The organism is Vibrio sp. Of7-15 (genome assembly GCF_022347565.1).
Lineage (GTDB): Bacteria > Pseudomonadota > Gammaproteobacteria > Enterobacterales > Vibrionaceae > NORP241.
The window spans coordinates 67,129-82,491 of record NZ_JAKRGH010000016.1 but is presented as its reverse complement, the minus strand read 5'-3'; the positions used below and the strand labels follow the sequence as shown (position 1 = coordinate 82,491).

Genomic DNA, 15,363 nt, shown 5'->3' with positions numbered 1-15,363 from the left:
TGCACAAACTATCCAACACGAACGTGTCAGAAGAAAATATTATACCGAACATCACTGTTTTTTAGCGCGATAACTCAACGTCTTTTCATGATCTTAATCAATCCGCACGAAAGTTTAGAGCTTTTACGCAAAGTAGATCACTTTTTCAACAATCAAACAATTTACATTTTATTAAAAAATTGATTACACTTTACATAGAAGTGGTTGGACCTCTTACCAAGCACAATAAAAATACGTTGCACGATAAGGAGAATCACAATGGCAACACTGCTCTTTTCGCTTTCTTTGGTTTTAGTGCTTGGCATACTGGCCTACCAAAGAGCCGGATTAAAAACATTTACCTTTACAACTGCGGTGATTTTGGCTGCTGGCAGTGCATTAGACATTGTTGGCTTATTCGGTTGGCTAGCGTTTGCAATTATTGCGCTTCCAATCAATATCACATCGATCAGACAATCTTTGATCAGCCGCCCAGTTTTAGCGGTGTTTAAAACCATCATGCCAGCCATGTCTCAAACTGAAAAAGAGGCAATTGATGCAGGTACCGTATGGTGGGAAGCTGACTTATTCCGTGGTAATCCAGATTGGAAAAAGCTGCATAACATTCCAGCTTCGCAACTGACCGCTGAAGAACAAGCCTTTCTTGATGGCCCAGTAAACGAAGTGTGCCGTATGGCCAGTGACTACGAGATCACTCATGAAATGGCCGATCTACCACCAGAGATCTGGCAGTACCTAAAAGATCATAAGTTCTTCGCGATGATCATCAAAAAAGAATACGGTGGCTTAGAGTTTTCGGCTTACGCACAATCATTAGTGCTGCAAAAGCTTACAGGTGTATCGGGTGTGCTCTCTTCAACTGTAGGTGTGCCTAACTCACTAGGCCCTGGTGAATTACTACAACACTACGGTACAAAAGCACAAAAAGATCATTACCTACCGCGCCTTGCTAAAGGCCAAGAAATTCCGTGTTTTGCATTAACCAGTCCTGAAGCAGGCTCTGATGCAGGCTCAATCCCTGACTACGGTGTGGTTACCAAGGGCATGTGGAATGGAGAAGAAGTGCTTGGTATGCGTATTACGTGGAATAAGCGCTACATTACCCTAGCCCCTATCGCAACCGTACTGGGTCTTGCTTTTAAACTGCGCGATCCAGACGGCTTGCTAGGTAACAAAGAAGAACTAGGCATTACATGTGCTCTGATCCCAACCGACATTGATGGCGTTGGTATTGGCCGCCGTCACTTCCCGTTAAATGTTCCATTCCAAAACGGCCCAACACGCGGTAACGATGTGTTTGTTCCACTGGATTTCATTATTGGTGGTGCCGACATGGCGGGCCAAGGCTGGCGTATGCTGGTTGAATGTCTATCCGTGGGCCGTGGCATTACTTTACCTTCTAACTCAACAGGCGGCACAAAAAGCGTGGCGATGGCAACAGGTGCTTATGCTCGTATTCGCCGTCAGTTCAAGCTTCCGATTGGTAAAATGGAAGGTATCGAAGAGCCACTAGCACGCCTTGCTGGTAACGCTTATGTGATGGATGCAGCTAGTGCTCTTACAGTTGCAGGCATCGACCAAGGTGAAAAACCTTCGGTGATCTCCGCTATCGTCAAATACCACTGTACCCATCGCGGCCAACGCAGCGTCATTGATGCAATGGACATCGTCGGTGGTAAAGGTATTTGCATGGGGCCATCAAACTTCTTGGCGCGTGCGTATCAAGGTGCTCCGATTGCCGTTACCGTTGAAGGGGCCAACATTCTTACTCGCTCTATGATCATTTACGGGCAAGGCGCTATCCGCTGCCATCCATACGTGCTGGCAGAAATGGAAGCGGCTTACTCTGATGATGCACAAAAAGCACTAAAAGGTTTTGATTCGGCGCTATTTGGTCACATGGGTTTTGTCTTTAGTAACTTTGCTCGTAGCTTCTGGTTAGGCTTAACAGATGGCCGAGGCTCTGCTGCCCCATTTAAAGACGAAACGACTCGCTATTATCAGCAACTCAACCGCTACAGCACTAACATGGCTTTGCTATCTGATATTTCTATGGCGGTACTTGGTGGCTCATTAAAACGTCGTGAGCGCTTATCTGCTCGCTTAGGTGATATTTTAAGCCAGCTGTATCTAAGCTCTGCAACGTTAAAACGTTTTGCCGATGAAGGGCGCCAAAAAGAAGACTTAGCACTGGTACACTGGGGCTTACAAGACTCTTTATACCAAACTGAATTGGCCATTGATGAGTTCTTAGCTAATTTCCCTAACCGCTTTGTGGCAAAAGCGCTACGAGTGGTCCTTTTCCCAACAGGATTAAGTCGCTCTAAGCCTTCAGATGTACTAGATAGCAAGGTAGCTCGTATTATTCAGACACCAAGCGAGTCTCGTTCACGCATCGGTCGAGGTCAGTTCCTAGAAGCCAGTGAGCACAATCCAATCGGTAAAATTGAGCAAACTCTGCTGGATATTCTAGCCGCGGAACCTCTGTTTGATCGTGTTTGCCAAGCGACTGGGAAAAAACTGCCATTCATGCAGCTGGATAACGTTGCTGAACTAGGTTTGGAAGCAAAAGCCATTACCGAAGAAGAAGCAGAATTACTTCGTAAAGCAGAAGCTGGCAGACTGGAAACCATTAACGTCGATGACTTTGAACATGAAGAGCTTGCAACCAAGCCAGTTCAAATAAAAAAGCCTGATTTGCACAGTGTGGCTTAATTAAACCGTCAACGTACCGCAAGGGAGAGCCTATTACGCTCTCCCTTTTTATTGAAGAGTCTTAATAAAGTCCTATCTTCCTCGCTGGTTTTTCACCTCTCCATTGATTCATCATTTAAGTCACTCTACTCGCTCTTTTAGCGCCTAACTTCGTTAACGTTATCGCAATAGGCCATCAGGTTAACTAGCATCCGCCCTGTCTACTTCCGCATAGCACATCCAGTTTATCTTTATCGAATCCTCTTCAATAAAAACCACAAGGCGTAATTCAAGGCTTTATCAAACCTTATCCCAAGCTTTAATAAACACGGGATGCACTCATCATTCTGACGAGATGAATGAGCTTAAAGAAGTGATAAGACACTGTTACTGACAAACAAAAAAGCCAGCTGGAATACCAACTGGCTCTGTTTATCTAGGTAGCTTATCGCCTTACACTTTTGGTGGCGGTGGCATACTTAATTGCTCTGCCGCTTTGGCTTTTCTTTGTTTCACTTTACGCCAAATAAAGACACCTAATACGCCAAGAATAATAACAATAAGATTACCCACCCCAATCGCAATCAGTGCTTTGGTTTGAGCCTCTTTACGTTCTTCTTCTAAACGTAGTGCTTCTTCTGCTAAACGCTTTGCCTCTTTTTCTGCTTGATAGGCGGCGTATGTGCTTTCTAAGTCAATCGGTTCAACCACACCGTAGTTTTGCTTAGGTAGAGGGAAAATCAGCTCTCGACCCGTTCCTTTATCCGTTGCATACACCCAGCCCCACCATGAGTTGCGCCCCGGAATGTTGCTATTTGGCAAATTGAAAGACAACTTAATCTCTTCTTCATGAGATTGGCCCTGGCTCACCGTATTAATGCCTTCCGGGTCTTGCTGTTCAATGTGGGCTGATAACGAACCCGGTAAAACCACCCCAGCTTCCGTATCAATAGACATAGCATGATCCGTTTTATCCGTACGCGCTTGAATGAAGCTGGCTCGAATTGGCGGCGGGTACACTAACACTTCTTGTTCAATGGTTCTTAAAAACACGCCATTACCAGAACGAATACGAACGCGATATTTACCCGGTTTTACCGTAATTGGTAAATCCACCGTAAACACACCATCACCAGGGAATTCATCCATACCCTGCCCATCATCGGCGTAAGTGCCCACAATAGTGGAAAGCGGTTTCGCTTCTTTTGGTAAGTCCTCTTCATTTGCCACGTATTCGGTAAACACCACATTTAGGTTCACGCGATCTAAGAAGTCTCGTAACACTAATGGCTTATCCTCTTGCAATAAACGAGCAGTAAACTTCAGCACTTCCGATTGATACAACTTCGCTGGCAAATTATCCACGTTCATGGTGAGGTTAGATAACACCTTAATGCGGTTTTTAGGCGTGACCTTACCAATAGCCTGCCATGGGCCTGGCATGGGTTTTTCAATCGAAATAATGTCCATGCCATCTTCTTCATGCCAAGCAACATTTTTAGGGTGTTTCCAAGCGTAATATTTCACCCCGTCAGGACGAACAAGCACCACTGGCTGAGACGCTTTTTCACGGTATACCACAAATGAAGCCTGACGAATGGTAGGATCAACACGAAAGCGATTATCCAACCATGACATGTCCGTTCCATCTTGAGCCCAACTTGCTATGGGAAACAAAAATGCCAATAAGAACCATCGCCACATATTTTCTCCTATTGACGCCACAAACAGGCGCCGTTTTTATCAACTAAGTCCAATCGCGATTCATGCGCTTCTAATTCATCGGCCGATGCACGTAAAACCTTTAACGATTTACGACCAGAAGCTAACCTTTTTATTGCCTCAGCAGCACCCTCTCCCTCTTCACTTTGTGAGCCACTGAACGTTAAACTGGTTTGCCCACCTGTCATTAACAAGTATACGTCAGCAAGGATCTCGGCATCGAGTAAAGCGCCGTGCAAAGTACGATGTGAATTATCGATACCATAACGATCACAAAGGATATCTAAGTTGTTTCGCTTACCCGGAAATAGCTTTTTCGCCATATCCAAGGTATCGGTAACCTTGCAATAATCCTCCGTTTTCCCGATGCTGGCATCAAGCTTGGAGAATTCATAATCCATGAAGCCCGTATCGAAGGGCGCGTTATGGGCAACTAATTCGGCGCCTTTAATAAATTCTAAAAATTCTTGGTGAACATCGGCGTAAGAAGGTTTATCCGCTAAAAATTCATCCGTAATACCGTGAACTTCAATCGCCTCAGCATCAATGATACGATCAGGCTTAATGTACACATGATAGTGTCTGCCAGTCAGCTTCCGGTTAATGATTTCTACGGCACCAATTTCAATAATTCGGTGCCCTTCATAATGCGGGCCACTGCCCATATTCATACCGGTGGTTTCGGTATCGAGAACAATAATGCGTTCGTTATCTACTGTATTGCTAGCGTTCATAAGCGTGATTGTGTCAGACTGTTTTTTTAACGTATTGAGGTAATACTACCAAAGATGATGAAGCAGGTAGAAATTTTCACTGATGGTTCTTGTTTGGGTAATCCTGGTCCTGGTGGCTATGGCATTGTTATGCGCTACAAACAACATGAAAAAACCTTCAAAAAAGGGTTCACACTCACCACCAACAACCGAATGGAATTATTAGCCGCAATCATTGGTTTGGAAAACCTCACTCAAGCGTGCCAAGTAACCTTAACCACAGACAGCCAATACGTTCGCCAAGGCATAACCAAATGGATCCACAATTGGAAAAAGCGTAATTGGACTACCGCTGATAAAAAGCCCGTAAAAAATGCCGATTTATGGCAATTACTCGACAAAGAGAGCCAACGCCATCAAATTGAGTGGAAATGGGTAAAAGGCCACGCAGGTCATCGAGAAAATGAAATGTGTGATGAGCTAGCCCGTCACGCAGCCGAGAATCCAACGGACATCGATACAGGCTACAAACCAAGCTAAAATTTAGCGATCTAAGTGCTTGGTCCGAAAATTAACGCCAACCGGTGAGAAGCGTCGTTTAACCTGCCAGTTGCGCTTGATGGGGTTCAGGGGATAAGTGCGCTTTCGAGCGACAATGAAGTACAAACTTCCAGCCCCTGAAAGCCAGCCCCCACAACTGTTTTCTAACCATGTCCAGCAGGTTTGGTATTTGGTGGCAGGGATCACCGCAAAACTTTCATGGTGCACCACTTCGTAATTTAATACTCCCAACCAATCTTTCACTCGATACGGAGTGAACATACGCCCACTCCAAGGCAAATTATTTTTCCGCCACGGTAATAAACTGGCCATGCCTGTTAAACTTAAAGGATTAAAGCCAGAAATAATGACATAACCATCATTAATTAACACTCGATCCATTTCCCGGAGTAATCGATGGGGGTCATCACAATAGTCAAGTTGATGAGCCAATAAACACACATCGAATGTTTTTTCAGCAAAAGGAAGTTCAAAAGGATGGGCTATCACATTATGAAGAGGATTTTCTTCATCTACACAAACTTGATGTTGAATATTACACTGAGCACTGGCAAGCTCACTACTGAGACCGCCAAGTTTGAGCATATGGTAGCCAAAAAATTTTGGACACCATTCATCTAAGCGGGTTTGAAGTAGTTCAGCGACCCATTTCCCATTACCAAGTTGCTGCCACGAGTGTGGTTTGTCAAGCTGACGATATGTGCGTGCTGGCTTCATTTATATCACTACTCATTACCACCGAAGGTTGGAGATCTGATTAATGCTGACAGTAAAAAGCATACCTGCATTTAACGACAATTACATCTGGCTTATTCACAATAATGATAACCATTGTGTTGTCGTCGATCCGGGCGATGCTCAACCAGTTATTGATGCATTACAACAACATAATTTCACTTTAGACGCCATACTTATTACACACCACCATCACGATCACATTGGCGGCGTTCCAGAGCTTATTCGCCAATACCCAGGCACAAATGTCGTTGGCCCAGCTCAAGAGCCAATTCCAACTTTAACGCATCCTGTTGAAGATGGGGATTTAGTGGAGTTATTTGATGAACAATTTATGGTACTAGGAGTACCTGGCCATACGTTAGGACACATTGCCTATGTGGGCGATGAAAAGCTATTTTGTGGTGACACACTGTTTTCTGCTGGCTGTGGCCGCCTGTTTGAAGGAACTCCTGAGCAGATGTACCATTCTTTGCAAAAACTGTTGGCTTTACCGGATGAAACCGAAGTGTACTGCACTCATGAATACACAGCAGCGAACCTTTCTTTCGCCCTAGCCGCTGAGCCCGATAACATTTACTTACATAAATATCGCGAGCAAGTCACCAAGCTCAGAGTACAAAATACGCCAACGCTCCCTTCTACTCTGCAACAAGAAAAGCTAATCAACCCATTTTTGCGTTGCCATGAAAGCACGATAAAACGCTCTGTGGCCAGCAAGGCTTACGATACATCAGACCTCGCCACATTTACCGCATTACGACAATGGAAAGATGAATTCTAAGGCGAAATGTTATCTCCCAACCAAGTGAACAAGAGTTCATATCGCTTTCATTATTTTGGTTGTCAGGTCAAATTTTAACCGCACCTACAGATTCAAATCATTGCGAGACGGTATCGAGACAAGTATTATCTCCAGCCAATTAGGTAAAAGGCTGGAACAATGAAATTAAAGCTATATTGGGTTGGTGCATTATTTCTGACAGGTTGTCAGATAACCCAACCCACAACAGAAGAGGGAACAGAGCAGGTTCCAACAAACACAACTCAAGTTGCCCCATCTCCAACACCCAAAGAAGCTAACAAACCTTCTGTTGTTGTAAAGCAGCCAACACCACAAGAACAAAGTGATGTTTGGCAACGCATTGCTATGCAATTAGAAATGCCGATTCCAGATCATAAGAAAGTCGATTACTATCGCAATTGGTACCTAAAGCACCCACAGCACCTTATTACTGTTTCTAAACGTGCTGAACCTTTTCTCTACATGATCACAGAGGAAATTGAAAAACGCGGTTTACCTCTCGAACTGGCACTACTTCCTATCGTTGAAAGCTCCTTCGACCCATTTGCCTACTCTCACGGCCGTGCTGCGGGTTTATGGCAATTTGTTCCTGAAACCGCTCGTAGTTTTGGCCTGGAGCAAAACTGGTGGTATGACGGTCGTCGTGATGTGGAAGAAGCAACCGATGCCGCTTTGGATCTAATGGTGTACTTAAACAAAAAATTTGATGGTAACTGGTCTTACGCTATTGCGGCTTACAATAGTGGTGAAGGACGCGTTTTCCGTGCCGTTAAAAAGAACAAAAAAGCCGGTAAACCAACAGATTTCTTCTCTCTCGATTTACCAAAAGAAACCAGCGGCTATGTACCAAAACTGATCGCCTTAGCAGACGTGATCAAAAACAGAAAAGAATATGGTTTAGACCTACCTGCAATTGAGAATAAACCAGCACTGCAACGCATCGATCCAAAGCAACAAATGGATTTAGCGCTAGCGGCAAAATACGCAGGAATGAGCATTACAGAACTACAAGGTTATAATCCCGCTTATAATCAGTGGGCAACCTCGCCAAGTGGCCCCCACCATCTGCTCTTACCTTTAGATAAAGTAGATTCTTTCAATACAAACCTCGCAAAAAATAAAGGCCAAGGCATTAATGTTGTTCGTTACAAAGTAAAAAGTGGCGACACACTGAGCCAACTTGCCGAAAGTTATCGCACGACTACAGCCCAAATTAAGCGTAGCAATAATCTCACCAGCAATAATATCCGTGTCGGTAAGTATTTATTAATCCCTGCGTCGAGCAAAGGCAGTGAGCAATACACGCTGACGGTCGCTCAACGCCAAGAAAAACTACAATCCGCGTCTCGTGGTAAATACAAACTGACTCATGTCGTAAAAAGCGGTGACAGCTTCTGGACAATTGCACGTAAAAATAAGGTATCACACAAAACATTAGCGAAGTGGAATGGCATGAGCCCTAAAGATCCCCTTCGCATTGGGCAAAAGCTCGTGATATGGAAAGACGGTAAAGACGGCGCAATAATCCGCACGGTGTATTACAAGATCCGTAAGGGTGACTCTCTAAGTACCATTGCTGCTCGCCATAAGGTCTCGGTTGCAAACCTAAGAAAATGGAACAACCTTAAAAAAGGCGTCTACATTCAGCCTGGCCAACAACTCAAGCTGTACGTTGATGTGACTAAGGTGAGCGTATGAGCCCATCTGCGAACCCATTATTCTTAATTCTAGATATTTTTAGAGCACCCACAGCGTGCTTTGCTGCTCTGTACCAGAAAGGAAAATGGGCTTGGTTCCCTTACTTATTACTCATTTTTAGCCCTTTAGTATTTTGGGATACCTACTTTAGTATGGTCAATTTTGACTGGCTTATTCAGTCTTTACTTGCTGTCATTGGGCCAGTGGACGCCCAAGTACAACAAGACTGGCTAAACAAAGAAGTCCTACTGGCAGGTGAAGTCTTTAACGATGTGTTTGGGCGTACGGCTTCCATTCTTATGCTCGCGTTTTGGTTTAAACTCGCAACCAAACCAAGCCAATACCAGCACAGCTATTTTAAATGGGTCGCTGCTTGTACCATCATCATGTTTCCAGCCATCATTGGTGATTTAGCAAGCTATGTGAACCTATTGATGAATCACGCGCATGTTTTACCAGGAAATGCCGACTTAAACAGCCTAAATGGACTGGTTAAGTTACCCCTGAATAACCCTTGGGCAACTTATACCAGCGCATTCCCACTCTTAATGCCTTGGTATATTGTTCTCAGCTATGCCGCCATCGGAGCATGGACAGATTTCGATAAAGCGAAGGCGCTCACCATCGCCCTACTGCCATGGTTAATCTGCTTTACAGTTTGGCCACTATTCATTGCTATTTTGTAATCGAAAATGGGCAATCATAGGGTTATGATCAGAAGCGTCCGACTTGGGCGCTTCTGCTTTTTCAAGCTCTAAACCCCGATAAAAAATATGATCTAACGGCAAGCCCGTCAGAAACTGAGTTCGATGATCGTCAGTAAAACTCACCTCCTTCAAACCAAGTTGACCCACTTGATCCCTTACCACCGCTAACCTGTCTTCACTCCATGTATTAAAATCACCAGCCACAATAATTGGCCCCTGATGTGCCTCTAACGCGTTTTGTAGCTCAGATAGCTGAGCGTGATACTCCTCTGTACCCAAGGTAAAATTAACACCATGGATATTCACCACCGCTAAATTTTCTTGAGTGCTCAAAGGAAACAAACTCAGTAACGCCGATTTAGGTAAACGTAACCAAGGCTCTAACGCCGTATGGGCACATGCTGAGCTAGGCTGACTGCGAGATAAACTTAATACGCCTGCTGAGGTATCTAACACATCAAACGCTCGCACAAGATTTGCTACCCAACCTGCTTGTTTTATGGCACTTTTTAGAGATGGGGTTAAACTGGCTTCTTGTAATAAAATTAGATCGACATCCGTTGATAATTCCTGCAACTGCGATTGCCAACTCTCCTTCTGCTGCTTATAAATATTCCACACCAGTAATGACAACTTTCCGTCGCGATCAAGCGCAGTGACCTGATTTTCCGTAAGACAACGGACTTTAAGCTCATTAGATTCAGCTTCTAGTGCCATCACTTCTGCTTGCTCAGGAATGGTAAAAGACACTTGGAAAGAAACTATGGCAGCTACAAACACAGCACCAAGCCCAATAAGAATTTTCATTAAACATTGCTCTCAATTAACGAGCCCAAAAACATAACCTGAACTCAGGAGAATTTAAGATTAGACACAACAGTTTGGCTTAAAGACATTAGAAGCCATTAAGCCAGTGCCTACCCATTATGCTGGCAAGCATTCTTTTAGCAAGGAAAGTCAGGGGAGAATTATTTTTAGGAAGGAACACCGCTTATTCTTAAATAAGCGGTGTTAAAAATTTATAAGTGATGATTCTTTTTAACCGTTTCATGATAAGCATGCCAAGTACCGTAACCTAAAATAGGCATAGTAAATAACATCCCAATTCCATAAGTCGCAAACCCAATCAAAATCCCGCCGCAGATAATGGCAGCCCATACGATCATGGCAGGTACATTAGATTTAACAGCATTAAAACTTGTAAATACCGCCGTCATCATATCCACTCGACGCTCCATCATTAGTGGCATAGAGAAAGCGGAAATACTGAAAATCACACTAGCAATAACAAGCCCGATAAGAGAGCCAATCACTAAGAAAGGCAAGAAATCAGTCAATGGCGCACCTTGCACTGAAGGGTAGAGAACATGCAACAAAGCAGCAATTCGCATCCAAAAGATCATCGCAACAGCAAGCATAACGGCAAAGGCCCATTGAGATGTGGAGTTACGCCCTATCGCTTTCATGGAGTGGAACAATTTTGCATGGTGCCCTTTTTCTCGCTCCCAACTCGCATCATAGAGCCCTAAAGCTAAAAAAGGACCAATCAGCATATAAACAACTAAGCTGGGCATTACTACTAGGTGCGTTCCCTGCCACTGCACCAATAAAACAATACCAATGGCGGCGGCCATAAAACAAAGACCATAGAAAGCACTGATCACTGGCATACGAATAAAATCGTGTAAACCAAGTGATAGCCAATGAAATGGAGCCGACACACTTACCTGATTACATGGAATCGTTCGAGCATACTCATGATCAGGGACATGCTTTTTCTTATCTTCAAAGTCTGAAGGGTTAACCGTACGAGGCATATATCCTCCTTAATAAATTTTTCGTTGGTTATATACAGTCTAGACGGTATTTAACTATTGGTAAGAAGTGAAAAAAGTCACAACTTCAATTATTAGTCCAACAGTCGACCAAGCGCAAAAAAGAAAGGTGGATTAGATCAAGATAAAAAAGCCCCAAGGTTATCCCTTAGAGCCCATGTAAATTTAAAAATGAACCACGGCTGCTTAAATCAATTACAGATAGTAGTATCACTGTGTGGCCACTTAGATGGCGTCTTCATCTTCTTCGCCAGTACGAATACGAACCACACGATCCACATCAAATACAAAGATCTTACCATCGCCAATTTTGCCTGTTTGAGCCGTTTCGATAATACAGTCTACACACTGATCTGCGACTTCATCACCCACAACAATTTCCAGCTTTACTTTTGGTAAAAAGTCCACCATGTATTCCGCACCACGGTACAACTCAGTATGGCCTTTTTGACGACCAAAGCCTTTAACTTCAGATACTGTCATACCAGTAATGCCAACTTCTGCCAGTGCTTCACGTACATCATCCAACTTAAATGGCTTAATAATCGCTTCAATCTTTTTCATCATAGTCCCTTAGTATGGCTACTCCTGGCTTGCACCAATCTCACCAGCAACAAAAATCTGATGTCATTATTACTTATATTGGTATTGAATCCAAATTGAACTCTTTAACAAATAAGGAAAAGACCTAAACCTCTTTACGATTACGGCGCTTTCATTTTATGAAGCAAAGACCAGACAGAAAAAAGCAGCACAGCCAGATTACTGACCACAATACTCCACGCTTGGAACTCACCCGGAAACAATGTCGGTAAAAAAGGCACAAGACTAATATCAGAAAACATGGTTATGGCAGGGATAAAGAAATAAGCTGGGATATAACCCCACAATTTTCTTAGCCACAAACCAGTCACGGCCAAGCCACCGGCCGTAAAAATCAAACCAGAGATGAATAGAGGAATCACGCTTAGCGTACGAGCAGTAAACACACTACTAAACGTATCGATATGATAAATAAGGCAAGCACCTAATATGATGGCTAATACCCGTCCGGTATCTAGCGTATGATTAGGTTTAAGCTCACCAATTGCATGAGCTATCACAAATAAAGTCCTTCTTAATTAATGTCATTTCATCCATTGAAACAACTAAATGACTTAATATTGCTGTTCACCTCCTGTGAAAGCACATACTAAGTATTTACTAAGCTATATATCATCGTAAGAAATGTAAAGTACAATCCAAAATTGTACGATCTCAGTTCCGACTCAAGCCGTCATTTTATAGCTTTCACAAACCAAATCAGCAAAACCCGTTAAGCTTTTAACCACTCGGGTTTCAGTCGAAAACACAGTATTATCCCGATTCAGCCACACTGATCGCATTCCAGCCCGATGGGCAGCAATAGCATCACGTTCTGGATGGTTACCAATAAACCAATGGCTGTTAGCGTCACCACCCGCCATGCCAGCCGCATAATGAAAAATCTCAGGGCTTGGCTTAGCGTAACCAGCCTCTTCTGAGCTCACTATCAACTGAAAATAAGGGCGTAATCCAGTTTCTGTTAATTTTGCCACTTGCTGACTCGTAAAACCATTACTGATTACTGCTAATGGGATACCTTTTAGTTTCTCAAGCGCAGGAATAACATCACTATAAGGACGCCAATAAGATTGATAAATAGCAAAAAATTCGCTAAATAACGCATCAGCTTGCTGAGTGGTCAAGGGGCGACTGAATAACTCACTGATCCTAGCTCGCCTCTGACCAATAAAGTCCAACTCTCCTTGTCGCCAACGCTCTCGATGTTTATCGGTTATTTCACGCCAAGCTACATCCGGTGCGTGCTCTAACTCTATTAACTGTGAATGATACTTAGCGACAAAATCACAAATTGCATCTTTCTCTGCGCCATCATGATCCAATAAGGTGTTGTCCAAGTCGAAGAAAATCATAAGATGCCCCTTATTTACTACAGGATAACCCCAAGTTAATCACATGTTATCAACTAATGCGATGCCTTTTCACACTTTCCAATGAAACCACAGATATTTTCAGTGTACGCCCCCTTATATAAACAAAAAAGCATAGCCAAGAGACTATGCTTTATTTACCTATATGCAGAGTTGTATTTACTTCAAACTAGCAAAATACGCTGCTAAGTTTTCGATATCAGCATCACTTAACATTGCCGCTTGTGGCTGCATAACCATCGCCATACCACCACTGCGCTCTTTTGACTTATACGCTTTCAGTGAACTCACTAAATACTGCTCATTTTGACCTTTCAGATTAGGGTAACCTGGGATCAATGCGATACCATCAGCGCCATGACATGCCGCACACACAGCTGCTTTTGCTTTTCCTGCGGCTGCATCACCGGCCATTGCTGGTGAAGCCATCATTAATGCCGCAACTGCGAATCCTAGTGCTCTTTTCATTGCTTCCTCTCAATAATTTATTGTGTTTTTATTAGTTTATATTTTTGCTTTTCTTATTGAGAATTTCCACTGAACCGATTAAATATGCCACGTTAGCTCACACTGCTGACCAACAAACCCCCGACATACGAATAAGCCAGCCACCGCTGCCAGCTGTTCGCCATAAAAAATAAGCGGGGTACGACGACGATTCCAACTTGGAACACCATACTCTTGAAACAATTTTTTCAGCTTACGACTATGACCACGATTCTGTGGATGAGCAGAAATACCTTCAGGATTAAAGCAAACCGTTACCACTTCATCTTTGCTTGGTAAGCGTAAACCAAATTCGACCAGCTCTCTGCCCGATAATGCCTTTAATGCTAAACGACCAAGCCCATCAGGAAGAGCTAGTTCATCGACTAATGGAGCACGCCAATCGGTGATATCTTCACATGGCCTAACCAAATACAACCGCTGTTGAAAACGACGTATGTGCATATCATGCAGACTAAAAATAGGGTTGGCATCGGTACTGGCACACGCTACATCTTGCCACATCTGCTCTAGCTGAATACGACTTGGCATCTGACACTGATGAGAGGCAAGCCACATACGCAACAGATACGCTCTGGCCGGATCTGACTCTTGACGTAAAAGAGGTATATCTACACTGCCATCAGGTTGCTTAATAGACTGTAGCTTCTCCATCAACAACTCTGTTAGTAGACTCTCCTGCTCCGCACACAATTCAGCGGTTCGCATTACCGACTTTCTAAAGCCCGGCCAACGCTGATTCAATTGGGGCGTCACTTGATGGCGCAAGAAATTACGATCAAACTGAGTATCTTGATTACTTTCATCTTCCACCCACTCTAACTGCTCAGCCTTCGCAAACGCTTCGACGTCATGTCGTGGCACTGACAATAAAGGCCTAACCATCACTCCCTGACCAAATTGACTCACCGGTGCCATGGCCGACAATCCCGCAGGGCCGCTTCCTCTTTTTAACGCCAACAAAAACGTTTCAACCTGATCGTCGCTGTGTTGCCCTGTTAGTAGTACATCGTCACGACTAATGTATTTTTCTAACGCTTGATAACGGGCTTCACGAGCGGCTTGCTCAATGCTTACACGAGCCCCCAATGACAAGGTGACCTTTTCTACATACAATGGAATGCCCACTTCATTCGTCCAACTCTCACATTGCTGTTGCCAAGTGTCCGCATGCTCACTTAATCCATGATGGACATGCACCGCAATACACTCTGCATTTTTATGCTTTGCTTGAAACTGAGCAAGAAGCTGTAACATCACCCGAGAATCCACTCCACCACTAAAGGCAAGAACAAACTTTCTCGGTTGGGTAAGGTATGGTTGAAGCACAGTGAAAAAATGATCTGTAAGCATAGCGTTATTCAATCAAGAAACCTAAAAACGAAAAAAGCGAGCCGAAGCCCGCTTATTATT

At 43.7% G+C, this 15,363-nt stretch carries 15 protein-coding genes; 5 read left to right on the top strand and 10 right to left on the bottom strand.

The genetic code is table 11. The annotated features are described in order from the left end of the window. The first annotated feature begins 258 nt into the window (after positions 1-258). Positions 259-2,715: an acyl-CoA dehydrogenase FadE gene (fadE, locus tag MHO82_RS16225; RefSeq protein WP_239185331.1), complete on the top strand. Its 2,457-nt coding sequence runs from the start codon at positions 259-261 to the stop codon at positions 2,713-2,715. Positions 2,716-3,147: 432 nt separating this feature from the next. On the opposite strand, the gene MHO82_RS16220 is transcribed toward fadE, so the two are convergent. Together MHO82_RS16220 and dnaQ are read right to left on the bottom strand one after the other, a co-directional pair. Continuing rightward, positions 3,148-4,398 (bottom strand): TIGR03503 family protein, encoded by a 1,251-nt coding sequence (locus tag MHO82_RS16220; protein WP_239185329.1) that lies wholly within the window; start codon positions 4,396-4,398, stop codon positions 3,148-3,150. 8 nt (positions 4,399-4,406) lie between these two features. Next, on the bottom strand, positions 4,407-5,150 hold the full coding sequence (gene dnaQ / locus MHO82_RS16215) for a DNA polymerase III subunit epsilon (RefSeq protein WP_239185327.1): 744 nt from the start codon (positions 5,148-5,150) through the stop codon (positions 4,407-4,409). Between the two features lie 54 nt (positions 5,151-5,204). Between dnaQ and rnhA the strand changes: the two genes are divergently transcribed. Then, positions 5,205-5,669, top strand: coding sequence for a ribonuclease HI (gene rnhA / locus MHO82_RS16210; RefSeq protein ID WP_239185325.1), 465 nt, complete (start codon positions 5,205-5,207; stop codon positions 5,667-5,669). Between the two features lie 3 nt (positions 5,670-5,672). Here the strand turns inward: rnhA and MHO82_RS16205 are convergent, their stop codons facing one another. Then, positions 5,673-6,407: a class I SAM-dependent methyltransferase gene (locus MHO82_RS16205; protein ID WP_239185323.1), complete on the bottom strand. Its 735-nt coding sequence runs from the start codon at positions 6,405-6,407 to the stop codon at positions 5,673-5,675. A 43-nt stretch (positions 6,408-6,450) separates the two neighbouring features. On the opposite strand from MHO82_RS16205, the gene gloB reads away from it, so the two are divergent. The 3 genes from gloB (at position 6,451) to MHO82_RS16190 (ending at position 9,614) form a co-directional block, all read left to right on the top strand. Next, positions 6,451-7,209 (top strand): hydroxyacylglutathione hydrolase, encoded by a 759-nt coding sequence (gene gloB, locus MHO82_RS16200; protein WP_239185321.1) that lies wholly within the window; start codon positions 6,451-6,453, stop codon positions 7,207-7,209. A 159-nt stretch (positions 7,210-7,368) separates the two neighbouring features. Continuing rightward, positions 7,369-8,928: a LysM peptidoglycan-binding domain-containing protein gene (locus MHO82_RS16195; RefSeq protein ID WP_239185319.1), complete on the top strand. Its 1,560-nt coding sequence runs from the start codon at positions 7,369-7,371 to the stop codon at positions 8,926-8,928. Continuing rightward, the gene (locus MHO82_RS16190; RefSeq protein WP_239185317.1) at positions 8,925-9,614 is read left to right on the top strand and encodes a YIP1 family protein; all 690 of its coding nucleotides are present in this window, start codon (positions 8,925-8,927) and stop codon (positions 9,612-9,614) included. The genes MHO82_RS16195 and MHO82_RS16190 overlap by 4 nt, the downstream gene beginning before the upstream one ends. Here the strand turns inward: MHO82_RS16190 and MHO82_RS16185 are convergent. The 7 genes from MHO82_RS16185 to tilS all read right to left on the bottom strand — a co-directional run bounded on the left by MHO82_RS16185 (position 9,594) and on the right by tilS (position 15,303). Further along, positions 9,594-10,442, bottom strand: coding sequence for an endonuclease/exonuclease/phosphatase family protein (locus tag MHO82_RS16185; RefSeq protein ID WP_239185315.1), 849 nt, complete (start codon positions 10,440-10,442; stop codon positions 9,594-9,596). The two genes, MHO82_RS16190 and MHO82_RS16185, sit on opposite strands and share 21 nt — an antisense overlap. 212 nt (positions 10,443-10,654) lie before the next feature. Further along, entirely contained in the window at positions 10,655-11,452 is a 798-nt protein-coding gene (locus MHO82_RS16180; protein WP_239185313.1) for a DUF2189 domain-containing protein, read from the bottom strand. Positions 11,453-11,695: 243 nt separating this feature from the next. Continuing rightward, positions 11,696-12,034, bottom strand: coding sequence for a nitrogen regulatory protein P-II (glnB, locus tag MHO82_RS16175; protein WP_239185311.1), 339 nt, complete (start codon positions 12,032-12,034; stop codon positions 11,696-11,698). Positions 12,035-12,174: 140 nt separating this feature from the next. After that, the gene (locus MHO82_RS16170; RefSeq protein WP_239185309.1) at positions 12,175-12,573 is read right to left on the bottom strand and encodes a hypothetical protein; all 399 of its coding nucleotides are present in this window, start codon (positions 12,571-12,573) and stop codon (positions 12,175-12,177) included. Between the two features lie 165 nt (positions 12,574-12,738). Then, the gene (locus MHO82_RS16165) at positions 12,739-13,425 is read right to left on the bottom strand and encodes an HAD family hydrolase (RefSeq protein ID WP_239185307.1); all 687 of its coding nucleotides are present in this window, start codon (positions 13,423-13,425) and stop codon (positions 12,739-12,741) included. A gap of 177 nt (positions 13,426-13,602) precedes the next feature. After that, the gene (locus tag MHO82_RS16160) at positions 13,603-13,911 is read right to left on the bottom strand and encodes a c-type cytochrome (protein ID WP_239185305.1); all 309 of its coding nucleotides are present in this window, start codon (positions 13,909-13,911) and stop codon (positions 13,603-13,605) included. Positions 13,912-13,989: 78 nt separating this feature from the next. Continuing rightward, a complete protein-coding gene (tilS, locus tag MHO82_RS16155; protein WP_239185303.1) occupies positions 13,990-15,303 on the bottom strand; it encodes a tRNA lysidine(34) synthetase TilS in 1,314 nt (437 codons plus the stop codon). Between the last annotated feature and the right edge of the window lie 60 nt (positions 15,304-15,363).